21 protein-coding genes are annotated in these 20,428 nt (G+C 70.4%); 12 read left to right on the forward strand and 9 right to left on the reverse strand.

Features of this window, described 5'->3' with window-relative positions; genetic code table 11:
* Position 1: 1 nt before the first annotated feature.
* The 7 genes from ACT54X_RS13350 to ACT54X_RS13380 are packed head-to-tail and all read left to right on the forward strand — an operon-like array spanning position 2 to position 6,557.
* Complete coding sequence (locus ACT54X_RS13350; protein WP_294367935.1) at positions 2 to 946, forward strand: ABC transporter permease; 945 nt, start codon at positions 2 to 4, stop codon at positions 944 to 946.
* The gene (locus tag ACT54X_RS13355; protein WP_476346957.1) at positions 946 to 1,653 is read left to right on the forward strand and encodes a cysteine hydrolase family protein; all 708 of its coding nucleotides are present in this window, start codon (positions 946 to 948) and stop codon (positions 1,651 to 1,653) included. The genes ACT54X_RS13350 and ACT54X_RS13355 overlap by 1 nt, the downstream gene beginning before the upstream one ends.
* Positions 1,650 to 2,633 (forward strand): isopenicillin N synthase family dioxygenase, encoded by a 984-nt coding sequence (locus tag ACT54X_RS13360; protein ID WP_476346959.1) that lies wholly within the window; start codon positions 1,650 to 1,652, stop codon positions 2,631 to 2,633. The genes ACT54X_RS13355 and ACT54X_RS13360 overlap by 4 nt, the downstream gene beginning before the upstream one ends.
* Before the next feature lie 39 nt (positions 2,634 to 2,672).
* Positions 2,673 to 3,719, forward strand: a complete 1,047-nt coding sequence (locus tag ACT54X_RS13365) for an ABC transporter substrate-binding protein (protein ID WP_294367929.1) — start codon at positions 2,673 to 2,675, stop codon at positions 3,717 to 3,719.
* On the forward strand, positions 3,716 to 4,843 hold the full coding sequence (locus tag ACT54X_RS13370) for an ABC transporter ATP-binding protein (protein WP_476346961.1): 1,128 nt from the start codon (positions 3,716 to 3,718) through the stop codon (positions 4,841 to 4,843). The genes ACT54X_RS13365 and ACT54X_RS13370 overlap by 4 nt, the downstream gene beginning before the upstream one ends.
* Positions 4,840 to 5,745, forward strand: coding sequence for an ABC transporter permease (locus ACT54X_RS13375; protein ID WP_294367926.1), 906 nt, complete (start codon positions 4,840 to 4,842; stop codon positions 5,743 to 5,745). Before ACT54X_RS13370 ends, ACT54X_RS13375 begins: the two co-directional genes overlap by 4 nt.
* The gene (locus tag ACT54X_RS13380) at positions 5,742 to 6,557 is read left to right on the forward strand and encodes an ABC transporter permease (RefSeq protein WP_476346962.1); all 816 of its coding nucleotides are present in this window, start codon (positions 5,742 to 5,744) and stop codon (positions 6,555 to 6,557) included. The genes ACT54X_RS13375 and ACT54X_RS13380 overlap by 4 nt, the downstream gene beginning before the upstream one ends.
* Before the next feature lie 26 nt (positions 6,558 to 6,583).
* On the opposite strand, the gene ACT54X_RS13385 is transcribed toward ACT54X_RS13380, so the two are convergent.
* The gene (locus ACT54X_RS13385) at positions 6,584 to 7,387 is read right to left on the reverse strand and encodes a Rossmann-fold NAD(P)-binding domain-containing protein (RefSeq protein WP_476346964.1); all 804 of its coding nucleotides are present in this window, start codon (positions 7,385 to 7,387) and stop codon (positions 6,584 to 6,586) included.
* 102 nt (positions 7,388 to 7,489) lie between these two features.
* Between ACT54X_RS13385 and ACT54X_RS13390 the strand changes: the two genes are divergently transcribed.
* The 4 genes from ACT54X_RS13390 to ACT54X_RS13405 all read left to right on the forward strand — a co-directional run bounded on the left by ACT54X_RS13390 (position 7,490) and on the right by ACT54X_RS13405 (position 10,061).
* The gene (locus tag ACT54X_RS13390; RefSeq protein WP_076507396.1) at positions 7,490 to 8,083 is read left to right on the forward strand and encodes a LemA family protein; all 594 of its coding nucleotides are present in this window, start codon (positions 7,490 to 7,492) and stop codon (positions 8,081 to 8,083) included.
* A gap of 182 nt (positions 8,084 to 8,265) precedes the next feature.
* Positions 8,266 to 9,138: a TPM domain-containing protein gene (locus ACT54X_RS13395; protein WP_354320456.1), complete on the forward strand. Its 873-nt coding sequence runs from the start codon at positions 8,266 to 8,268 to the stop codon at positions 9,136 to 9,138.
* Positions 9,138 to 9,698 carry a TPM domain-containing protein gene (locus tag ACT54X_RS13400; protein WP_476346967.1) on the forward strand — a complete coding sequence of 187 codons (561 nt, stop codon included), beginning with the start codon at positions 9,138 to 9,140 and terminating at the stop codon, positions 9,696 to 9,698. Before ACT54X_RS13395 ends, ACT54X_RS13400 begins: the two co-directional genes overlap by 1 nt.
* Before the next feature lie 39 nt (positions 9,699 to 9,737).
* Positions 9,738 to 10,061, forward strand: coding sequence for a hypothetical protein (locus tag ACT54X_RS13405; protein WP_476346969.1), 324 nt, complete (start codon positions 9,738 to 9,740; stop codon positions 10,059 to 10,061).
* Between the two features lie 585 nt (positions 10,062 to 10,646).
* Here the strand turns inward: ACT54X_RS13405 and ACT54X_RS13410 are convergent.
* The 8 genes from ACT54X_RS13410 to argS all read right to left on the reverse strand — a co-directional run bounded on the left by ACT54X_RS13410 (position 10,647) and on the right by argS (position 19,022).
* Positions 10,647 to 11,120: a PIN domain-containing protein gene (locus tag ACT54X_RS13410; protein WP_354320469.1), complete on the reverse strand. Its 474-nt coding sequence runs from the start codon at positions 11,118 to 11,120 to the stop codon at positions 10,647 to 10,649.
* A 31-nt stretch (positions 11,121 to 11,151) separates the two neighbouring features.
* Positions 11,152 to 12,423 (reverse strand): THUMP domain-containing class I SAM-dependent RNA methyltransferase, encoded by a 1,272-nt coding sequence (locus ACT54X_RS13415; RefSeq protein WP_476346971.1) that lies wholly within the window; start codon positions 12,421 to 12,423, stop codon positions 11,152 to 11,154.
* A 101-nt stretch (positions 12,424 to 12,524) separates the two neighbouring features.
* Positions 12,525 to 14,117 carry an RNA polymerase factor sigma-54 gene (locus ACT54X_RS13420; RefSeq protein WP_476346972.1) on the reverse strand — a complete coding sequence of 531 codons (1,593 nt, stop codon included), beginning with the start codon at positions 14,115 to 14,117 and terminating at the stop codon, positions 12,525 to 12,527.
* 82 nt (positions 14,118 to 14,199) lie between these two features.
* Positions 14,200 to 14,976 carry an LPS export ABC transporter ATP-binding protein gene (gene lptB, locus ACT54X_RS13425; RefSeq protein WP_476346974.1) on the reverse strand — a complete coding sequence of 259 codons (777 nt, stop codon included), beginning with the start codon at positions 14,974 to 14,976 and terminating at the stop codon, positions 14,200 to 14,202.
* Positions 14,973 to 15,644 carry a lipopolysaccharide transport periplasmic protein LptA gene (gene lptA / locus ACT54X_RS13430; protein ID WP_294367902.1) on the reverse strand — a complete coding sequence of 224 codons (672 nt, stop codon included), beginning with the start codon at positions 15,642 to 15,644 and terminating at the stop codon, positions 14,973 to 14,975. The genes lptB and lptA overlap by 4 nt, the downstream gene beginning before the upstream one ends.
* A 172-nt stretch (positions 15,645 to 15,816) precedes the next feature.
* Positions 15,817 to 16,473, reverse strand: a complete 657-nt coding sequence (locus tag ACT54X_RS13435) for a thiol:disulfide interchange protein DsbA/DsbL (protein WP_294367899.1) — start codon at positions 16,471 to 16,473, stop codon at positions 15,817 to 15,819.
* A gap of 93 nt (positions 16,474 to 16,566) precedes the next feature.
* Positions 16,567 to 17,265, reverse strand: a complete 699-nt coding sequence (locus ACT54X_RS13440) for an SPOR domain-containing protein (protein ID WP_294367897.1) — start codon at positions 17,263 to 17,265, stop codon at positions 16,567 to 16,569.
* Positions 17,266 to 17,321: 56 nt separating this feature from the next.
* Positions 17,322 to 19,022 (reverse strand): arginine--tRNA ligase, encoded by a 1,701-nt coding sequence (gene argS / locus ACT54X_RS13445; protein WP_354320461.1) that lies wholly within the window; start codon positions 19,020 to 19,022, stop codon positions 17,322 to 17,324.
* Positions 19,023 to 19,099: 77 nt separating this feature from the next.
* On the opposite strand from argS, the gene ACT54X_RS13450 reads away from it, so the two are divergent.
* The gene (locus ACT54X_RS13450) at positions 19,100 to 20,386 is read left to right on the forward strand and encodes an EAL and HDOD domain-containing protein (RefSeq protein ID WP_294367892.1); all 1,287 of its coding nucleotides are present in this window, start codon (positions 19,100 to 19,102) and stop codon (positions 20,384 to 20,386) included.
* Positions 20,387 to 20,428: the final 42 nt, after the last annotated feature.

The following is a 20,428-nucleotide window of genomic DNA, read 5'->3' on the forward strand; positions in this document are numbered from 1 at the left end:
CATGGACCTGCTCGCCATCGCCACCAACTGGCTGGGCAATGCGCCCGACTTCGCCGTGCCCTATGCGCTGGCCGCGCTCGGCCTGATCCTGAGCGAGCGCGCGGGCGTGCTGTCGCTGGGCGCCGAGGGGCTGATGCTGGTCGGCGCGCTGGCCGGCATCGGCGCCATGCTGGCCTTTCACGACGCGGCCATCGCGCTGCCGCTGGCCATGCTGGCGGCGGCCGTCGTGTCGCTGCTCTTCGCCTTCATGGTGATCGTGCTGCGCATCCAGCAGGTCATTGCCGGGCTGGCGCTGGTCTTCTTCTGCCAGGGCCTGACCAGCCTGCTGGGCACGGTGTTCGACTGGACCAACAAGCCGGTGAGCAGCTTCGGGGCACTGCCGATCCCGCTGCTGTCCGAGCTGCCGCTGGTGGGCCGCCTCTTCAACCAGAACCTGATCGTGTACCTGGTGCCGCTGCTGTTCTGGGCCGCGGTGCACTGGCTCAATCGCAGCACGCCCGGCCTGCGGCTGCGCGCGGTGGGCGAGAACCCGCAGGCCGCCGATGCGGCCGGCATCTCGGTGCCGCTGTGGCGCTTCGGCGCGGTGGTGGCGGGCTCGGCGCTGGTGGGGCTGGCGGGGGCCTACATCTCGGTGGTGGGCACCAAGCTGTGGATCGCGGGCATGACGGGCGGGCGCGGCTGGATCGCGGTGGCGCTGGTGATCTTCGCGCGCTGGTCGCCCTGGCGGGCGCTGGCGGGTGCGCTGCTCTTCGGCTGCATCGAGGCGCTGATTCCGCAGCTGGCCGCCGCCGGCGTGCAGCTGCCGCAGTACTTCGTGCTGATGACGCCCTACGTCGTCACGCTGGGCGTGATGGTGTGGGTGGCGCTGGCGCGCCGCGGCGGCCAGGCCGTGCACGACGAGCCGGGCGCCCTGGGCCAACCCTATCTGCGAGAGGAGCGACGCTGATGCGCGCCTATGTCTACAACCAGCCGCGCGAGCTGGACCCGGGCCAGTTCGCCGACTACCTGGACCTGTCCCGCACCGCCGTGCTCTCCATCGACATGCACCGCGGCCACCTGGACGATTCGCCCGACTGCCCCTGCCCCGCCCCGCGGGCGCGCGACGTGGTGGCCCCCATCGATGCCTTCCACGACCAGGTGCGCGCGCTGGGCGGGCGCATCGTGCACATCAAGTCGGTGCTGCGCGAGGGCGGCGCCGACGACATCGGCGGCATCCCGGCCGCCTGGCGGCGCACCTTTCCGCTGCATGTGGGCACCATCCCCAATGCCGACGCGCATGCCATCGAGGGCTCGCCCTGGACCGAGTGGGTCACGCGCGTCGAGCCCGGTGACCTGAAGGTGGAGAACAAGCGCCGCCTGTCGGCCTTCTATCCCACCGACCTGGACTTCCTGCTGCGCAACCAGCGCATCGAGACCGTGGTGCTCGACGGCGGCTTCACCGACTGCTGCGTGCTCAACACCGCCTTCGATGCCAACAACCGCACCTACCGCGTGATCGTGCTGCAGGACCTGGTGCGCGGCACCGACGAACCGCTGGAGCAGGCCGCCCTGGCCATGGTGTCGCTGCACCTGGGGCTGGTGATGACCTCGGCCGACCTGCTGGCCGTGTGGCGTCAGCGCGCCCTCAACCCTTTGGACAAGACCCTGTCATGAAGCACATTCCCATCGTCGACCTGCAGGGCAGCCTCGACGCCGATGCCCCCGCCGCGCAGCAGCGCGCACGCGAACTGTTCGAGGCCCTGAGCCAGATCGGCTTCGCCTACATCGCCGGCCACAACGTGGCGCCCGCCACGCGTGAGGCCGCCTTCGCCGCATCGCGCGACTTCCATGCATCGACGCTGGCGCAGAAGCAGTCTCTGGCCATCAACGCCTTCCACCGCGGCTACATGGGCATGGCCAGCTCCACCATCGTCACCTCCACCGTGGCCAAGGTGACGCGGCCCAACATGAGCGAGTCGCTGATGCTGATGCACGAGCTGCCGCCCGACGACCCCGGCCTGCTCGCGGGCCTGCCCATGCAGGGCCCCAACCAGTGGCCCGACTGGCTGCCGGGCTTCAAGCCCGCCATGCTGGCCTACGTGCGTGAGGTGGATGCGCTGGGCCGCCACATCGTGCGCCTGATCGCGCTGGCGCTGGGCCTGCCGGCCACGGCACTGGACCACCACTTCGCCCACCCCACCACCTTCCTGCGCGCCCTGCACTATCCGCCGCAGCCGCCCGCCGAGGACGAGCAGATCGGCTCCGCCCCGCACACCGACTACGGAATCATCACGCTGCTGGCGCAGGACAACTCCGGCGGCCTGCAGGTGCGCCCACGCGGCGGCGACTGGATCGAGGCACCGCCCATTCCCGACACCTATGTGCTCAACGTGGGCGACATGCTGGCGCGCTGGACCAACGGCCGCCTGGTCTCCACGCCGCACCGCGTGATCAACCGCTCGGGCGGCGACCGCTACTCGCTGCCCTACTTCCTCGATCCGTCGATGGACACGCTCATCGAATGCCTGCCCACCTGCACCGATGCGGCCCATCCGCCGCAGCACCCGCCGGTGCGCTACGGCGACTACCTGCTCGAACGGCTCAACCGCAACTACGACTACCGCAAGCCCGCCGAGCCTGCCGCCGTGGCCTGAAGGCCGCGCCCTCTTCCCTCAATGTTCCGGAGTGCTGTCATGACCTTTCCGATCAACCGCCGCGACCTGCTGGCCCGTGGCCTGGGCACCGCCGCCGCCCTCGGCCTGCCCGCCTTCCCCTCCCTCGCAGCCGCGCCGCTGGTGATCAACACCTACGGTGGCCGCTGGGAGAAGTTCTGGCGCACCGATCTGATGCCCGCCTTCGAGAAGATCAGCGGCGTCAAGCCGACGCTGGATGTGGGCCTGGGCAAGAACTTCATCGCCAACCTGCGCGCCGCCGGCATCGAGAAGCCGCCCTACAGCGTGCTCATGGTCAACGAGAACATCGCCAGCGTGGTGCGCGGCGAGGGCTACTTCGAGCCCATCCCCGCCGCCAAGGTGCCCAACCTGGCCCATGTCTACCCCAACATGCGCAACCCGGGCGACAACGGCGTGCGCGGCATCGTCTCCACCATCGGCATCGGCTACCGCAAGGACCTGGTCAAGACGCCACCCAAGTCCTGGGCCGATCTCTGGAACAACCCCGAGTTCAAGGGCAAGATCGGCCTCTACCAGATCGGCAACACGGCGGCCATGCTGTTCCTGCTGATGACCGCCAAGATCTACGGCGGCTCGCAGGACGCCATCGACCGCGCCTTCGTCGAGATCAAGAAGCTGCTGCCCTTCCAGCAGGCCGACTGGAGCGGCACGCTGTCGACCATGCTCACGCGCGGCGACGTCACCGTGGCCGTGATCGACTTCCCCGAGATCGTGGCGCTCAAGAAGAAGGGCGTGCCGGTCGAGATGGTGGTGCCCAGCGAAGGCGTGGTGGCCTTCGAGCAGTCCTTCAACATCCTCAAGCACGCGCCCGACAAGGAAGCGGCCTACCAGTACCTCAACTTCATCCTGCGGCCCGAGGTGCAGGAGTCGATGGCCAAGGAGTTCTTCACCTCGCCCACCAACACGCAGGTGAAGCTGGAGCCGGCGCTGGCCGCCGACGTGCCGATCAGCGGCAAGGCCATGTCCTCCATCGTGCAGTTCGACTGGGCGAAGGTGAACCCGCAGCTGCCGGCGATCACGGATCGCTGGAACCGGGAAATCAAGTGAGCGCGGTCCTGTCCGCGCCGCCCGAGGCGGCGATGTCCACCGCGCGCACAGCCGGCCGGCGCACCACGCGGCTGTCCATCGAGGGGCTGCACAAGCGCTATGCCGGCCATGTGGCCATCCATTCGCTGGACCTGGCCACCCGCGAGGGTGAGTTCATCTCCGTGCTGGGCCCGAGCGGCTGCGGCAAGACCACCACGCTGCGCTGCGTGGCCGGCTTCGAGCATCCGGAGGCCGGGCGCATCTGCATCGACGGTGAGGACATCACCGGCCTGCCGCCCGAGAAGCGCGACATCGGCATGGTGTTCCAGAACTACGCGCTCTTTCCGCACCTGACGGTGCGGCGCAACCTGGCCTTCGGCCTGGAGATGCGCGGCGTGCCGCGCGCCGAGATCGCGCGCCGGGTCGAGGCGGTGCTGGGCATGGTGCAGCTGGGGGCGCTGGCCGAGCGTTTTCCGCGCCAGCTCTCCGGCGGTCAGCAGCAGCGCGTGGCGCTGGCACGCGCCCTGGTGATCGAGCCGCGCCTGCTGCTGCTGGACGAGCCGCTGGCCAACCTGGACGCCGTGCTGCGCGAGGACATGCGGGTGTTCATCCGCGACCTGCAGCGCCGCGTGGGCATCACCACGCTCTATGTGACGCACGACCAGGCCGAGGCGATGGTCATGTCCGACCGCGTGGCCGTGATGCTAGGCGGCCAGCTGCAGCAGTTCGACGTGCCGGAGGCCATCTACCTGCGGCCCCTCAGTGTGGAGGTGGCCCGTTTCATCGGCCGCTCCAACCTCATCGAAGGGCGCGTGCGCGCCATCGTGCCCGGGCCCGGTCCGCGGCCGGTGCATGCGGTCGACACCGCCCTGGGCCCGGTCGAGGCCGCCTTCCACGAAGCGCTCGAACCCGGCCAGGCCGTGCAGGTGACGCTGCGGCCCGAGGCCATCCACTTCCGTGCCGACGGCCCCTATGCGGGCCGTGTGGCACGCAGCTACTTCCTGGGCAGCACGGTCGAGCATGTGGTGGAGGCCGCTGGCGGCCAGACCCTGCTGGTGCAGACGCCACCCGGCGGACGCATGCCCGAAGGCGCGCACTGCGGCCTGGCCTTCGAGCCCGGGCATGCCTGGGTCATTCCGGGATGAGCGCGTCAACGCTCGCCGCGCCCACCGCGCTGCCCGCCGCCACGGCGGCGTCCGCGCCGCGCAGCCGCGCCTTCTGGCTGATCGCCCCCGCGCTGGTGCTGCTGGGCGTCTTCCTGCTGCTGCCCTACCTGAACATCGTGCTGATGAGCCTGCGCCCGCCGGCCGTCGGGGCGCCCTACGGCGCGGGCTTCACGCTGGGCAACTACACGCGCGTATTGACCGACGGCTACCTGCTCGGCGTGCTGGGCGACACGCTGCTGCTGGGCCTGACGGTGACGCCCATCTGCCTGCTGCTGGGTTATCCGGTGGCCTTCCACCTGGCGCGCAGCCGCTCGCGCTGGGCGGGGCTGCTGTATGTGCTGGTGCTCTCGCCGTTGCTGGTGGGCGTGGTGGTGCGCAGCTTCGGCTGGCTGATCCTGCTGTCGGGCAACGGCGTGATCAACCGCGCGCTGATCGACCTCGGCTGGATCGACACCGGCCTGCAGCTGATGAACAACCGCCTGGGCGTGACGATCGCGCTCGTCCACGTGTTCCTGCCCTTCATGATCCTGCCGCTGGTGGGCGTGATCCAGGGCATCGACCCGAGCCTGGAGGCCGCCGCGCGCTCGCTGGGTGCCTCGCGGCTGCGCGCCTTCCTGCGCGTGTCGCTGCCGCTGTCGTGGCCCGGCATCCAGGCCGGCACGGTGCTGGTCTTCGTGCTCACGCTCAGCGCCTATGTCACACCGGTCATGCTGGGCGGGGCGCAGGTCAAGACGGTGTCGGTGCTGGTGGTGCAGAGCCTGATCGACAACTTCCAGTGGCCGGCTGGCGCCGCGCAGGCGCTGGTACTCACGGCCTGCGGCATGCTCGCGGTGGCCGCCTATGCGCGGCTGACGCGCCGGCTTTCTAGGGGACTGGCATGAACCACGGATCGATGGCAGCCGACCGCGTGATGGACGCGCTGCTGCGCGTCTTCATCGGCGCGGTGTACGCCTTCCTGCTGCTGCCGATCGTGGTGATCGTGCTCATGTCACTCAATGCGGGCGAGTTCCTGACCTTCCCGCCGCAGGGCCTGTCGCTGCGCTGGTTCGGCGCGCTGTTCGCCAACGAGGGCTTCATGCGGGCCATGGGCACCTCGCTAGCGCTGGCCGCTGCGGCCACCGTGGGCGCCACGCTGATCGGCACCGGTGCGGCGCTGTACGTGGTGCGCCATGCCACCCGCACGCGCGAGGCGCTGCGCCTGCTGCTCATGATGCCGCTGATGCTGCCGGAGATCCTCACCGCCATTGCCCTGCTGTTCTTCCTGTACGCGACAGGCATCGGCACGCGCACGGTGTTCGGGCTGGTGGTGGGCCATGTGCTGGTGACGCTGCCCTACGTCTTCACCAACGTGGCCTCGGCGCTCTACAACCAGGACGCCTCGCTGGAGCAGGCGGCACGCAGCCTGGGCGCCTCCCCGGTGCGGGCCTTCGCGCGCGTGACGCTGCCGCTCATCAAGCCGGGCCTGATCACCGGCGCGCTGTTCGCCTTCGTGATCTCCTTCGATCTGTTCAACATGTCGTTGCTGCTCAAGGGCGTGGGCATGACCACGCTCCCGCTGCAGCTCTTCGACTACCTGCGCTGGGACTTCGACCCGACGGCCGCGGCCGTGTCCACGGTGAGCATCGTGCTGACGCTGGCGGCGGTGGTGTGGATCGACCGCAGCGTGGGCTTGCGCACGCTGCGCTTCGGCTGAGGGGCTGGTTCGGCGGCGTCGCCTGACTAAGGCGACTTCCAGGCATCACGGGCGGGCCGCGGCGCGTCGCTGCCATCGGGCGCCTCGCCCAGCAGCCAGCGCGCGGCGACCGTGCGGGCGTCCTGCTGCGAGGCGGCCCACACCACCTCCGGCGCGGCCACATGCATGCCGGGCGGCGCGATGCGCAGCGCCTCGTCCAGCAGCTCGGCCACCTTGACGGCGCGCACCGGCCGGTCGGTGGCCGGCACCATGAAACGCAGGCTCGACAGCATCCAGTGCGCCAGCCCGGGGAGCAGGCCGCGCACCAAGTCCGTCGGCTTGCGCGCGGCGCGAAACAGCAGCAGGCGCTCGAAGCCGAGCCCGGCCAGCGCATGCTCGTCGAGGTTGGCCAGGCCGCGCTTGAGCGCATCGGGCAGACGGCCCGCGTCGTGCGGCTGCACCACGGCCAGCGTGTGTGCACCGCAGGCGCGCAGCCAGATGGCGATGGCCAGGAGTTGCGCGGGGTCGGCCGCCCACAGCGCCCGCTCGCGGCCATGGTGCAGCCGCGGCGGGTCGAAGGCGACGATGCCGATGTCCACCTGCAGGCGAGGCCATTCGGCGGGCGGCCGGTCGTCCGGCACCACCACCGGCTGGATGCCGCGCAGCCCCTCGCGCAAGGGCTGGCCGGCCAGCACGCCCACGCGGGCATAGCCGCCCCCGCCACCGAGGCGATGGACCAGCTCGGCCCCCAGCAGGCCGGTGGCGCCGGCGATCAGCAGTGTCTGGAGGGCAGGCGGACGCGCCATCGGCCGACTGGCGGCCTGCAGGGCTTGGAGGGGGTCGAGGGCCATCGGCCTATGCTACTGTCGCCGCTCCACGGGGGTGCGCGGCGCACGGCGCTTCCTTGCCGTCCGCCCAGCCGCACCGCCGTCCATGCTTTTCAAGGAGGTTCGATGACCCGTTGGCTTTGCGCCCTTCTTCTTGCCGCCACCACCCTGCTTTCGGGCTGCGGCTACAACGACTTCCAGCGCCTGGACGAAGCCAGCAAGGCCGCCTGGAGCGAGGTGCTCAACCAGTACCAGCGCCGCGCCGACCTGGTGCCCAACATCGTGGCCTCGGTCAAGGGCGAGGCCAACTTCGAGCAGGAGACGCTCACGCGCGTGGTCGAGGCCCGGGCCAAGGCCACCTCGATCCAGGTCACGCCCGAGACGCTGAACAACCCCGAGGCCTTCAACAAGTTCCAGCAGGCGCAGGGCGAACTCTCCAGCGCTCTGTCGCGGCTGATGGTGGTGGCCGAGCGCTATCCGCAGCTGCAGGCCAACCAGGGCTTCCGCGACCTGCGCGTGACGCTCGAGGGCACCGAGAACCGCATCACGGTGGCCCGCAACCGCTACATCCAGACGGTGGAGGACTACAACGTGCTGGCCCGCAGCTTCCCCACCAACCTGACGGCCAAGGTCTTCAGCTACGCACCCAAGCCCAACTTCAGCGTGCAGAACGAGGCCGAGATCTCCAAGCCGCCTGTGGTGGACTTCAACAAAAAATAGGCCCACCCCCAGTCTTCGCGCACTTCGTGTCGCTCCGCCAACCCCCTTCCAGGGGGCAACACCAGCGGCCCGGCAAAGCCGGTTCCGCGGTGTTCCCCGCCTTCGCTGCGCCCCTGGGGCGCGGCGCGGTCTGGCATGCCTTCTGGGCTGTACTGGCCGCGCTGTGCCTGAACATGGCTTTCATGGCGGCCGTTTGGGCGCAGGGCCTGCTGCCGGTGCCTGCGCTTACGGCACGCGTGATCGACCAGACCGGCACGCTCACGACCACTGAGGCGCAGGCGCTGGATGCCAAGCTGGCCGAGTTCGAACAGCGCAAGGGCTCGCAGATCGTGGTGCTGATGGTGCCGGCCACGGCGCCCGAGGACATCGCGGCCTATGCCAACCGCGTGGCCAATGCCTGGAAGATCGGCCGCCGCGAGGTCGGCGACGGCGTGCTGGTGATCGTGGCCAAGGACGAGCGCCGCATGCGCATCGAGGTGGCCAAGACGCTGGAAGGCGCCGTGCCCGATCTGGCGGCGGCCCGCATCGTCGATCAGCAGATGAAGCCGGCCTTCCGCACCGGCGACTTCGCCGGCGGCCTGGAGGCCGCCGCCGATGCGCTGATCGCGCGCATCGAGAACGAGGCCCTGCCGCTCCCGATGCCCCAGTCGCACACTGTGCAGAGGCAAGGCCTGCTGGACGTCGACTGGGAGGACCTGGCGGTCTTTGTCTTCTTCGGCGTGGTGCTGGGCGGCCCGCTCCTGCGCAGCCTGCTGGGCAACAAGCTGGGGCCGCTGGCCACCGGCGGGCTGGCTGGCGTGGCGGTGTTCATCGTCACCACCAGCCTGGTGGTGGCCGCGCTGGCGACGGTCGCCGCACTGGTGCTCGCCTTCGTGACGGGCCACCGCGCAGGCTCCGGCCTTGGGGGCCACGGCGGCTCCAGCGGCGGCTGGTCGGGCGGCTGGTCCGGTGGTGGAAGTGGAGGCGGCGGCTGGAGCAGCGGCAGTTCCGGCGGCGGCTTCAGCTCGGGCGGTGGGGGCGATTTCGGTGGCGGCGGCGCCTCGGGAGACTGGTGATGACGACGAACACCGACACTCCCCAGACCCCGCGCCCCGGCCTCATGGCCCGCCTGGCGCGCCTGTGGCGCCACCGCTGGCACGACGAGCACGACGTTCGGCGCCTGCTGCCGCCCGAGGCCGTGGAGCGCCTGGGCCGACGCGTGGCGGCCAGCGAGGCGCGCCACACGGGCCAGGTGCGCATCTGCGTCGAGGCCGGCCTGCCGTGGAGCTACATCCGCCGAGGCGCCAGTGCGCGCGACCGAGCCGTCACGCTGTTCGGCAAGCTGCGGGTGTGGGACACGGCGCAGAACAACGGCGTGCTCATCTACCTGCTGGTGGCCGACCATGCCATCGAGATCCTGGCCGACCGCGGCATCGACGCCCATGTGGACGCCGCCGAATGGGCCGCCATGGCGCAGCGCATGAAGGGCGCCTTCCGCGAGGGCCGCTTCGAGGACGGGCTGACGCAGGCGCTGGAAGAGGTCTCGGCGCTGCTGGTGACGCACTTTCCGGCCGAGGACGACGCCGAGGCGCCGCGGCGCATGAACGAGTTGCCGGACCTGCCGGTGCTGCTCTGAGCTTCGCCGTTACGGGGGCTTGGCGACGTCGGGATCGCCATGCGTATCCGTGGCATCAGCGGCATCAGCGGCATCAGCGGCATCAGCGGCATCAGCGGCATCAGCGGCATCAGCGGCATCAGCGGCATCAGCGGCTGGGACGGTAACCCGGCAGAGGACGACGGCATGCGCGCTCCCGGTGCACGCTCGCGCCGACCGGCTTGTCGCGCAAGCGGGGTGCTCGCTCTCCACCGACGCGCCTTGCGCACTGCACGGCGCCGCGAATGGCACCTCCGCACGCACACCGTCATCCTCCGCCTCGACGCTGCGCCCGAGCCCTCCCGTTTTCCGGGCCTTGGCATTCTTTGGGTCCTGGTCCTTTGAGTCCTTTGAGTCCTTCGAGTCCTTTGCGTCCTTCGGCTCCTGAGGTCCTGAGGTCCTGGGGCCCTTGGGGTTGTGGGGTTGTGGGGTTGTGGGGTTGTGGGTCGTGGGTCGTGGGTCGTGGGGTCGTGGGGTCGTGGGCCCTTGGGGTCCTGGGGTCCTGGAGACAATGCCGGCCGGTCAACCCAACCCGTTCGGGCTGAGCCTGTCGAAGCCTCGCCCATATGGGCAGCACACAGGCGAGTCAAGCAGCGCCGGGCACATGCGCCCCGCGCCCTTCTGCCCTTTGACAAGCTCAGGGCGAACGGAGTTAGGACCCGGGCGGCCGAACCCGGCCGTTCGCGCGCAGCGTCAAGGCGGAGGGTGCCGGTGTGCGTGCGGAGGTGCCATTCGCGGCGCCGTGCAGTGTGCAAGGCGCGTCGGTGGAGAGCGAGCACCCCGCTTGCGCGACAAGCCGGTCAGCGCGAGCGTGCACCGGGAGCGCGCATGCCGGCACCCTCTGCCGGGTTAGCGCCCCGATCGCAGGTGCGTCCGCACAACCCACACATCTGACGAAACCCACGCAACCCACACAGCCAGCGCAGCGACTCAGGGCCAGAGTTCCACGCCCAGCCCCGCCAACCGCTTGCGCATCGCCCGCACGGCCTTGTCCTTGCTCAGCAGCCGCGCCCGGTGCGCCACGGCCAGGTCGATGAACACCTGGTCGTCCGGGTCGGCGCAGGTGAAGGGCGCCTTGGCCGCAGGCGGCTGCAGCTGCGCATGCCGGTCGAAACAGGCCAGCACGTCGTCCACCGACAGGCCGTAGAAGGCCCGCCGCGGCGCGATCTGCGGATAGTCCAGCACGCGGGCCAGCTCGACACGCATCGGGGCCGTCGCCAGCCACCGGTGCTGGCCGGCCTCCAGCGCCGCACGCAGCGGCCTGGCGGCAGCATCGTCGAAGACGAAGAGGTCGAGCACGATGTTGGTGTCGATGACCACGGCGGTCACTTCGGGTTGCGCAGCGGCATCCACCTCGGCACCGCCCGCAGCCGACGAGACCGGCCCGCCCATGTCCGCCGCCATGCGGCTCACCGCGCGCGTCCCTGACGCGGCGTCATGCCGCTGGCGCCGTGCGCGCCGAACCCGCCACCATGTCGAAGCGCAGCAGCCGGCATTCGATGGGGCCGTTCCACATCGGCACGCGGCGCGACTCCTTCAGGCGCATGCGCTGCGGCAGCTTCATGTCGGGCGTGAGCACCCAGGCCGTCCAGCCCGCGAAATTGCGCTTCCAGTGCGTGGCCAGTTGCGGGAAGAAGTCATCGCCGCCGTCGGCGCCCGATTCGGTCTGCGCCACCTCGCGCCCGCCCGGCCCGCGCCGCCCCGCGTTGGCGCCGGCGACGCCGCCCACGGCGATGCGCTCGCCATACGGCGGGTTGAGCAGGATCACGCCGCCGCCCTCGACCGGGGGCATGCGCTGCAGCGCGTCACCGCCGCGCAGTTGCAGCCGGTCGGCCACGCCGGCGCGCTCGGCATTGCGCTGCGCGAAGTCGACCATGCGGTGCGACACGTCGCTGCCAAAGACCCGCACCGAGCCCGCAGCGCGCGCGTCGGCGGGAGCCAGCGCCTCCTCGCGCATCGCGCGCCAGAGTTCGGCGCGGTGCAGCAGCAGCGCCTCGAAGCCGAAGCGCCGCGAGGCACCGGCCGGCACGCCGGCGGCCAGGAGCGCGGCCTCGATGGGAATGGTGCCGCTGCCGCAGCAGGGGTCGTACAGCGGCTGGTCGGAGACGGCACCGGTCTCCGGATCCCACCAGCCGCTGGCGGCCAGCATGGCCGCAGCCAGGGTCTCCTTGAGCGGAGCGTCGCCCTTGTCCACGCGCCAGCCGCGCTTGAACAGCGGCTCGCCGCTGGTGTCGATGTAGAGCGTGACCTCTTCGGCCGTCAGGTGGGCGAAGACGCGCACGTCGGGAAAGCGCGTCTCCACGCTGGGCCGCACGCCGCCGGCGCGGGCGCGGAAGCGGTCGGCGATGGCGTCCTTGATCTTGAGCGTGGCGAAGTTGAGGCTCTGGAGCGGGCTGCCCTGCGCCGTGAGCTCGACCTTGAAGGTCTGGCGCGGCTGGAACCACATCTCCCAGGCGATGCCCGAGGCGGCTTCGTACAGGTCGGCCTCGCTGCGATAGGGCCGGTGCGCCAGCTGCACCAGCACCCGCTGCGCCAGCCGGCTCTTGAGGTTGAGCGCCTGCACGTCGCGCCAGGCGCCCATCACCCGCACACCGCCGCGCAGCACCCGCAGGTCGTCGCCGCTGCGGCCGGTGATGGCATGCACCTCGGCGGCCAGGAGGTCTTCCACGCCGGCGGCGCAGGGCAGGAAAAGGATCAGTTCGTTCACGGCTTCGTCGTCCGAAAAAATGAGGTGGCCGGCCACCGCGATTCGCCGGCACGCCGATCGGAAGCCCCGGCCCGCGCACGGGCCAGGAACGCGGCGGCTCTTTAAAGCGCCTTGCGCAGGTTGGCCGGCGCGATGCGCAGCGCCTCACGGTACTTGGCCACCGTGCGGCGGGCGCATTCGATGCCCTGCTCCTTGAGCATGTCCGAGATCTGGCTGTCCGACAGCGGCTTCTTGACGTTCTCCGAGCCCACGAACTGCTTGATCAGCGCCCGCACGGCCGTGCTGGACGCATTGCCGCCCGTCTCGGTGCCCAGGGCCGAGCCGAAGAAATACTTCAGCTCCACCGTGCCGAAGGGCGTGGACATGTACTTGGCAGTGGTCACCCGGCTGATGGTCGACTCGTGCAGGCCCAGTTCGTCGGCGATCTCGCGCAGCACCAGCGGGCGCATGGCCAGCTCGCCGTGGATGAAGAAGTTCTTCTGCCGCTCCACGATGGCGTTGGACACGCGCAGGATGGTGTCGAAGCGCTGCTGGATGTTCTTGATGAACCAGCGCGCCTCCTGCAACCGCTGGCTCAGGGCCTGGCTGCCCTCGCCCTTGTGCGACTTGAGCGCGCCGGCATAGATGTCGTGCACGCGCAGCCGCGGCATCACGTCGGGGTTGAGCTGCACGCGGAACTTGATGTTGCTGCCGCGCCCGCTGCGGGTGACGATGACGTCGGGCACGATCACGTGCCGCTCCACATCGACGAAGCGCCGCCCGGGCTTGGGCTCCAGCCGCGCGATCAGTTGCGACGCCTGGCGCACCAGGTCCTCGTTGCTGCGGGTGAGCACGGCCAGGCGCTTGAAGTCGCGCTTGGCCAGAAGGTCCATGGGCTGCTTGCAGATGGCCAGGGCGACCTTGCGGACCTGGTCTTCCTCGTCGCTGTCGTCCGCGTCGGCGCCGGCGCGCAGCTGGATGGCCAGGCATTCGCCCAGGTCGCGCGCGCCCACGCCCAGCGGGTCCAGGCTCTGCAGCAGGCCCAGCGCCACCTGGAAGTGGTGGATCAACTCGTCGAACTCGTCGTTGTCGTCGCCGGCCAGGGCCGAGGCCAGGGCCGGGAGCGAATCCTCCAGGTAGCCGTCGTCGTTGAGCGATTCGATCAGGAAGCGCAGCGCGGCCGAGTCCTCGGGCGTGAGGCGCAGCGACAGCGCCTGGCGGTGCAGGTGGGCCTGCAGCGACTCCTGGCTGCGCGCCAGCTCGGTGGCGTCGGCGCGCTCGTCGTCGTCCTGGCTGCTGCTGTTGTTGCGCGCCGGGGCGTCGCCGCCCCATTCGCTGTCGTCGGGCGAGAACTCCACGGTGCCGTCGCCGTCCCAGTCGGGCTCGGCGTCGACGCTCTCGGTGGCGGGCGCGTCGGCCTCTGCCACGGCGGTGTCGCTGCTGCTGCTCGACGTGCTGCTGGCGCTGGCCGTCGCGGCGTAGTCGGTGCCGTCCTCGCGCTCGTCGCGGGGCACCGGGGCGTCGGCCGCCTCCAGGCCGAACTCCTCGCGCGGCGCCTCCTCGGTCAGACGCTCCAGGAAGGGGTTGTCGTCGAGCATCTGCTCGACCTCCTGGCTCAGCTCCAGCGTCGAGAGCTGCAGCAGCCGGATCGACTGCTGCAGCTGGGGCGTGAGCGCCAGATGCTGCGAGACGCGCAGCGACAGGCCCTGCTTCATGGCCGGCCTCCCACGGATTGCGCAACCATGGGCAGCACAGGAGAGATGCCGGTAGGACGGAACGCGGAAACAGGCACCCTGGCTACATCCGGAAGTGTTCGCCCAGGTACACGCGGCGCACCTCGGCGTTGTCGACGATCTCGGAGGGCGTGCCCTGCGCCAGCACCTGGCCGTCGCTGATGATGAAGGCGTGGTCGCAGATGCCCAGCGTCTCGCGCACGTTGTGGTCGGTAATCAGCACGCCGATGCCGCGCTCCTTGAGGAAGCTGATGATCCGCTGGATCTCGATCACGGCGATGGGGTCGATGCCGGCGAAGGGCTCGTCCAGCAGGATGAAGCGCGGCTGCGTGGCCAGCGCACGGGCGATCTCCACCCGGCGCCGCTCGCCGCCCGACAGGGCCAGGGCGGGTGAGTCGCGCAGGTGGTCGACGCGCAGGTCGGCCAGCAGCTCGGACAGGCGCTGCTCGATGCGATCGCGCGAGAGGGGCGCCATGCGGCCGCGGGCATCGGCTTCTTCCTGCAGTTCGAGTACGGCGCGCACGTTCTCCTGCACCGTCAGCTTGCGGAAGATCGACGCCTCCTGCGGCAGGTACGACAGGCCCATGCGCGCCCGGCGGTGGATGGGCATGTGCTCCACGGCCTCGCCGTCGATGCTGATCTGGCCAGCATCGGCCCGCACCAGGCCGACGATCATGTAGAAGGACGTGGTCTTGCCGGCGCCGTTGGGGCCCAGCAGGCCGACGACCTCGCCCTTCTGCACGTCGAGCGAGACGTTCTTGACCACCTTGCGGCTGCCGTAGCTCTTCTGCAGGCCACGCGCCTGCAGCCGGCTGCCGCCCGCCGGCACCGCGACGCTCACCGGCTGCCCCCGTTCTGGCCCGACAGCGAGCCGCTCTGGCGCAGCGGCGCGCCGGTGCGCGGGCCGGGGGCCGGCACCTGCGTGGGCTCGGTGCTGCGCGGCGACAGGATGGCCCGCACGCGGCCGCCCGGCTGCTGGGTGCCGCCCGGCGGCGGCGGGGCGCCATTGACGGTGAAGGTGTCGTTGGTCTGGTTGTAGGTGATCAGCGGGCCGGAGGTCTCGTCGGTGACGGTGGTGCCGGTCAGCCGGCGCATGACGGCGCGACGGATGAACTTGACGGTGTCGGCGCGGCCGTCGTACTCGATGACCTCGCCCTCGCCCTCGATCCACTCGTCGTTGCCGCCATCGCGGCGCTGCTTGAAGTAGCCGCGCTGGCCCGGGTCGGCGGTGACCACGCCGTACTGGTAGCCCTCCGGGTCCTGCCGGACCTCGACGCGGGTGCCGCGGATGAGCAGCGTGCCCTTGGTGACCACCACCCGACCCGTGAAGATGCTGGTCTGCTTCAGGTCGTCATAGCGCAGCGAGTCGGCCTCGATGTTCATCGGCTGGTTGCGGTCGGCCTTCTCGGCCTGGGCCGCGGCGGCCAGGCCCAGCGCGGCCACGAGGACCATGGCACGGCCGAGGCGGCGCCAGGGAAGGGAGATCGTGGAGTGCGAGGGATGGGTCATAAAGGCACGGAACTTGCTCTTGATTGTAGGCCCGGCTTTGTCTCAAACCGGCGGCCGCGGTGAATGTCCCGCGCTTGCATTCCGGTAGCGCGCACCGTCGGCAGGGCGCGCGGCACACCCGCAATGAAAAGGCCCGCCGAAGCGGGCCGGGGCGCTGGGGCGGGGCGTCGGCTCAGCCCTTGCGCGATTCGGCCGCCAGGGCCTCCACGATCTGCAGGGCGCGGTCGAGCGAACCGGCCAAGTCGCCGTCCACATAGTAGCGGCCGGCCACCCCGAAGGCGGGCACGCCGGCCACCTGGTAGGCCTCGGTCATCTGGCTGGCACGCTTGGCCTTGCCGGCGACGCCGAAGGACTTGAAGGTTTCCTCGAACTTCTTGGCGTCCAGGCCAGGCTGCTTGCCGGCCCACTCGATCACGGCGGCGTCGCCGAAGATGCGTTGGCGGTCGACGTGGATGGCCTGGAAGATCTTCATCTGGAACTCGTCGACCTTGCCCATGGCCTCGAGCGTGTAGTAGAGCTTCTGCTTGGTCTCGACGTCGTTGCCCACGAAGGGCACCGGGATGCGGCGGAAGGCCACGTAGGGCTGCAGCTTCTTGATCCAGGGTTCGAGCTTGGGCTCGAAGGCAGCGCAGTGTGGGCAGTTGTACGAGAAGAACTCGGCCACCTCGACCTTGCCGGCCGGCGCATCGACCGGGGCCGGCTTGCCCAGCGTCACGTAGTCCTTGCCGGCCTTGAAGGCGGAGGCGGGGGTCTGGGCATGGGCCGCCAGGGGGGCCAGGGGGGCCAGCGTCACGGCCGCGGCGGCCAGCGAAAAGTCACGACGTTTCAAGCGATTTCTCCAACAGGGATGCAGACACAGAGCACGTCGGGCGGCAGCGAGTTCCGGCGATCTGCCGCGCCCGACGGCAACAGGGCAAGGCACTCAGCGCTGGACGCGCACCAGGGCGGCGTCGAAGCCGGCGCCGTCCAGTCGTTCCTTCAGCCGGTCAGCGTCGTCCTTCTTGCTGTACGGACCCGCGCGCACCCGGAAGACGGGACGGCCGGCCTGCTCACGCTCGGTGACGCGCACCTCCACGCCCATCAGCGAGAGCTTGGCGCGCTGGGCCTCGGCGTCGTCGCTGGTGCGGAAGGCACCCGCCTGCACGAAGTACACGAAGGGGTCGGACGCCGCATCGCCGCCGCTGGCGGGCAGGCCGGCGCGCGCGCGGGCCAGGTCGCCCAGCGGATCGGCCGAGGGCGGCGGATTGGCTGCCTGCGGCGCGCGCGGCATGGCCGGCGTGACGGCCGTCGGCGGCGTGGCGGCCTGGGGCGGGGTGCCAGGCTGGGCGGCGATGGCCGGCACCGGCGGGGCGGTGGTCACGGGCGGATTGCCGCCGGCCGGCGCACCCGGCGTGGCCGGCGGCTTGGACGGCTGCTTGCCATACAGCGGCGAATTGGGGTCCCAGTCGCGGTTCTTGCGGGCCTCGGCCTCGTCCTGCTCGGCGGCGCGGGGCTGGGTCTTGGTCATGAACGGGATCGGCACCTTGGTGACGTACACCGCCACGCCGAGCGCCACGCCCAGGCCGAGCACGAGCCCGACGATGAGGCCGATGGCGAAATTGCCCTGTTGTCTGGATCTCATGGATTGCCTTGCTGCTGCAGCGCCACCGGCGCGCCGGGGTGGGATTGTGCGGGCTCTCACATCTTGCGCGGCGCGCTGACGCCCAGCACCGACAGGCCGTTGGCCAGCACCTGCGCGCAGGCGGCGACCAGCGCCAGGCGGGCGCGCTTGGTGGGCACGTCGTCCACCAGGATGCGCTCGGCGTCGTAATAGCTGTGGTACGCCGCGGCCAGTTCGCGCAGGTAGAAGGTGACGTCGTGCGGCGCGAAGTCGCGCGCGGCGGCGGCCAGCATCTCAGGGTATTTGGCCAGCAGCAGCATCAGCGGCTGGGCGGCCTCGGTGGCCAGCGGCGCCAGTTCGGTGCCCTTGAGCGCCGCGGCGTCCACGCCTTCCCTGTCCAGCACCGAGCAGATGCGCGCATGGGCGTACTGCACGTAGAAGACCGGGTTGTCGTTGTTCTGAGCCACGGCCAGGTCGACGTCGAAGGTGTATTCGGTGTCGGGCTTGCGGCTGAGCAGGAAGAAGCGCACGGCGTCGGTGCTGGTCCATTCGATCAGGTCGCGCAGCGTGACGTAGCTGCCGGCGCGCTTGCTGATCTTGACCTCCTGGCCGCCGCGCACCACGCGCACCATGGTGTGCAGCACGTAGTCGGGGTAGCCCTCGGGAATGCCGACACCCGCCGCCTGCAGGCCGGCGCGCACCCGGGCGATGGTGCCGTGGTGGTCGGTGCCCTGGATGTTGACCACCTTGTGGAAGCCGCGCTCCCACTTGGCGATGTGATAGGCGACGTCGGGCACGAAATAGGTGTATGTGCCATCCTTCTTGCGCATGACCCGGTCCTTGTCGTCGCCGTAGTCGGTGGAGCGCAGCCACAGGGCGCCGTCCTGCTCGTAGGTCTTGCCGGCCTCGATCAGCTTGTTCACCGTCGCCTCGACCCGGCCGCTGGTGTACAGGCTGGACTCCAGGTAGTACTGGTCGAAGCGCAGCTTGAAGGCCTGCAGGTCCTTGTCCTGCTCGTTGCGCAGGTAGGCGACGGCGAACTGGCGGATGTTCTCGGTGTCGTTGACGTCGCCGTTGGCGGTGAATTCGCGGTCGTCGGCGCGGACGGTCTTCTTCGCCAGGAAGTCGTCGGCGATGTCCTGGATGTAGTCGCCGTTGTAGAAGGCCTTGCTGGCGGGGTTGTCAGGGTCGGTGGGCCAGCAGTCGTCGCCCGGCTTGAAGCCCTTGGCGCGCAGCTGCGTGCTCTTGGTCAGCGTCTCGATCTGAACGCCCGCGTCGTTGTAATAGAACTCGCGGTGGACGGCCTGGCCCTGCGTCGTCAGCAGGTTGCAGATGGCGTCGCCCAGCGCGGCCTGCCGGCCGTGGCCCACGTGCAGCGGTCCGGTCGGGTTGGCCGAGACGAATTCGACCAGCACCTTCTCGTCCGGGCGCACCGGCTGGCTGCCGAAGGCGGCACCGGCGTCGAGCACCTCGTGCACCACCTGCTGCTTGGCGGCCGGCTTGAGGCGGATGTTGAGGAAGCCGGGGCCGGCGATCTCGATGGCATCGACCCAGCGCGCGTACGCAGGCGTGTCGAGCAGCGCATTGCGCAGCTCTTCGCCGAGCTGGCGAGGGTTCTTCTTGAGGGGTTTGGCCAATTGCATGGCCGCGGTGCAGGCCAGGTCGCCATGGGCGGCGACCTTGGGGGATTCGAAGGCCGCCCGGCTGCCGGCGCCCGGCTCGAATTGCTCGAGCACCTGGGCCAGCGCCGCCAGAAGGTCCTGTTTGACGGTAAGCATCGAAGGATTTTAGGCGGGCGTGCCAGGCCGCCCCGGGCGCAAACGCTTACGATCCTTTAAGAAAAATTCACTAAAAGATGCGCCACGACGCCGCGGAGGCCCTCTACATCGGCCGCCAGCCCATCCTGGGACGGGACCAGCAACTGCACGCCTATGAACTGCTGTTCCGCAGTGGCCATGCCGCGGGTGCCCAGGTGCTCGACGGCGCCCAGGCCACGGCCACGGTGATCGTCAACGCCTTCGCCGAACTGGGCATGGCCCATGCCCTGGACGGTCATCCCGCCTATATCAACGTCGACACCCAATTGCTCTTCAGCGACGTGCTGGAGCTGCTGCCCCGCCAGGCGGTGGTGCTGGAGATCCTGGAGTCGGTCCCCGCCACGCCAGCCGTGCTGCAGCGCTGCCTGCACCTGCGCGAGGCGGGCTTCACGCTGGCGCTGGACGACGTGGTGGACTTCGATGCCCGCACGGCCGCCCTGCTGCCGCTGGCGCGCGTGGTCAAGGTCGACCTGCTGCCCCTCGCCGCGGATGCCGTGGCTCCGCTGGTGCGGCGCCTCCGCGCGGCGGCACCGGCGGTCCTGCTGCTGGCCGAGAAGGTGGAGCGGCGCGAGCAGTTCGACGCCTGCCTGGCGCTGGGCTTCTCGCTCTTCCAGGGCTACCACTTCGCGCGGCCGACGATCATCGCCGGCCGCCGCCTGGGTCATTCGCAGCACACGCTGATCCGGCTGATGGGTCAGCTGGGCGCCGATGCCGACAGCGGTGCGCTGGAGGAAACGCTCAAGCCCGAGCCCGGCCTGACCATGAACCTGCTGCGCATGGCCAACGCCGCAGGCGCCGGGGCCACGCGCGCGGTCACCTCGCTGCGCGACGTGATCCAGGTGCTGGGCCGCCGCCACCTGCAGCGCTGGGTGCAACTGCTGCTGTTTGCCGCCGATGCCCGGGGTGGCACGGCCAGCCCCCTGCTGCTGATGGCCGCCACCCGCGGCCGGCTCATGGAATCGGCGGCCCAGTTGCTGCGTCCGCGCGATGCGGGCCTGGCAGATGGTGCCTTCATGGTGGGGATGATGTCGCTCATGCCCGCCGTGGTGGGGCTGGCCATGGAAGACATCCTCGGCCCGCTGCGGCTGGCCCCGGCCATCGACCAGGCCCTGCGCGACGGCGCCGGGCTGCTGGGCGAGTTGCTGGCCCTGGCGCAGGCCAGCGAAAGCGGCAACCTGCAAGGGCTGGCCCAGGCCCTGCAGGCCCACCCCGACCTCTCGCCGGCCCTGTTCAACCAGGCCCAGGCCGAGGCCCTGGAATGGGCGCACGCCATCGGCCGCGGAACGGCACCGGCCGGCGCAGGCGGATCGACCGGCGCGGGCTGACCCGGCGGCACGTCAGGCCGCTCGCCGCGCCGCGCCGCGCTC

It is taken from the genome of Pseudacidovorax sp. DMC4 (genome assembly GCF_056314265.1).

Coding starts and splice junctions, on each gene's coding strand:
- lptA (WP_294367902.1), bottom strand. CDS start 15,644: ATGACCCATCCCTCGCACTCCACGATCTCCCTTCCCTGGCGCCGCCTC.
- ACT54X_RS13405 (WP_476346969.1), top strand. CDS start 9,738: ATGCGTATCCGTGGCATCAGCGGCATCAGCGGCATCAGCGGCATCAGC.
- ACT54X_RS13355 (WP_476346957.1), top strand. CDS start 946: ATGCGCGCCTATGTCTACAACCAGCCGCGCGAGCTGGACCCGGGCCAG.
- ACT54X_RS13410 (WP_354320469.1), bottom strand. CDS start 11,120: ATGGCGGCGGACATGGGCGGGCCGGTCTCGTCGGCTGCGGGCGGTGCC.
- ACT54X_RS13360 (WP_476346959.1), top strand. CDS start 1,650: ATGAAGCACATTCCCATCGTCGACCTGCAGGGCAGCCTCGACGCCGAT.
- ACT54X_RS13400 (WP_476346967.1), top strand. CDS start 9,138: ATGACGACGAACACCGACACTCCCCAGACCCCGCGCCCCGGCCTCATG.
- ACT54X_RS13365 (WP_294367929.1), top strand. CDS start 2,673: ATGACCTTTCCGATCAACCGCCGCGACCTGCTGGCCCGTGGCCTGGGC.
- ACT54X_RS13390 (WP_076507396.1), top strand. CDS start 7,490: ATGACCCGTTGGCTTTGCGCCCTTCTTCTTGCCGCCACCACCCTGCTT.
- ACT54X_RS13440 (WP_294367897.1), bottom strand. CDS start 17,265: ATGAGATCCAGACAACAGGGCAATTTCGCCATCGGCCTCATCGTCGGG.
- ACT54X_RS13385 (WP_476346964.1), bottom strand. CDS start 7,387: ATGGCCCTCGACCCCCTCCAAGCCCTGCAGGCCGCCAGTCGGCCGATG.
- ACT54X_RS13395 (WP_354320456.1), top strand. CDS start 8,266: ATGGCGGCCGTTTGGGCGCAGGGCCTGCTGCCGGTGCCTGCGCTTACG.
- ACT54X_RS13350 (WP_294367935.1), top strand. CDS start 2: ATGGACCTGCTCGCCATCGCCACCAACTGGCTGGGCAATGCGCCCGAC.
- argS (WP_354320461.1), bottom strand. CDS start 19,022: ATGCTTACCGTCAAACAGGACCTTCTGGCGGCGCTGGCCCAGGTGCTC.
- ACT54X_RS13375 (WP_294367926.1), top strand. CDS start 4,840: ATGAGCGCGTCAACGCTCGCCGCGCCCACCGCGCTGCCCGCCGCCACG.
- ACT54X_RS13450 (WP_294367892.1), top strand. CDS start 19,100: ATGCGCCACGACGCCGCGGAGGCCCTCTACATCGGCCGCCAGCCCATC.
- ACT54X_RS13380 (WP_476346962.1), top strand. CDS start 5,742: ATGAACCACGGATCGATGGCAGCCGACCGCGTGATGGACGCGCTGCTG.
- ACT54X_RS13420 (WP_476346972.1), bottom strand. CDS start 14,117: ATGAAGCAGGGCCTGTCGCTGCGCGTCTCGCAGCATCTGGCGCTCACG.